The organism is Ralstonia sp. VS2407 (genome assembly GCF_052950655.1).
On sequence record NZ_JBRFVG010000141.1, the window covers coordinates 1 to 525 of the forward strand.

Genomic DNA, 525 nt, shown 5'->3' on the forward strand with positions numbered 1-525 from the left:
GTTCGGGTCCAGCAGGGCGATGGCTTCGTCGAGGACGAGGGTGTGGGGATCGGCGAGCAGGACCCGGGCGAGGGCGACGTGCTGGGCCTGGGCGCCGCCGAGCCGGTGGTGGCCGAGGTCGGTGTCGAGCCCGTCGGGGAGGTCGTCGAACCAGTCGGCGCCCAGGACACGCAGAGCCGCGCGCAGCTCCTCGTCGGTGGCCTCGGGTGCCGCGAGGGTCAGGTTGTCCCGCAGCGGGTCGGCGAAGACGTGGTGCTCCTGGGTGACCAGGACGACGTGTGTCGGCGCAGCTGCTCCGGCGAGAGGTCGGCCACGTCGGCGCCGCCCACGGTCACGCGTCCCGCTCGGGGCCGGTCGACGCCCGCGAGCAGTCGCCCGAGGGTGCTCTTCCCGGCTCCGGAAGGCCCGACCACAGCGAGGCGTTCGCCGTCGGTGACGTCGAGGTCGATCCCGTGCAGGACGTCGCTGTCGTCGTAGGCGTAGTGGGCGTCGGCAATGACGACGTGCTGGTCGACCGGGTCGGCG

1 protein-coding gene and 1 pseudogene are annotated in these 525 nt (G+C 73.5%); both read right to left on the bottom strand.

Annotation, left to right across the window (positions count from 1 at the left end; all coding sequences use genetic code 11):
- A pseudogene (locus tag ACU8YE_RS24275) lies at positions 1 to 270 on the bottom strand (ABC transporter ATP-binding protein); the annotation flags it as partial.
- A partial coding sequence (locus ACU8YE_RS24280; protein WP_446929927.1) for an ATP-binding cassette domain-containing protein occupies positions 219 to 525 on the bottom strand: 307 nt, incomplete at its 5' end. The gene ACU8YE_RS24280 and the pseudogene ACU8YE_RS24275, both read right to left, overlap by 52 nt.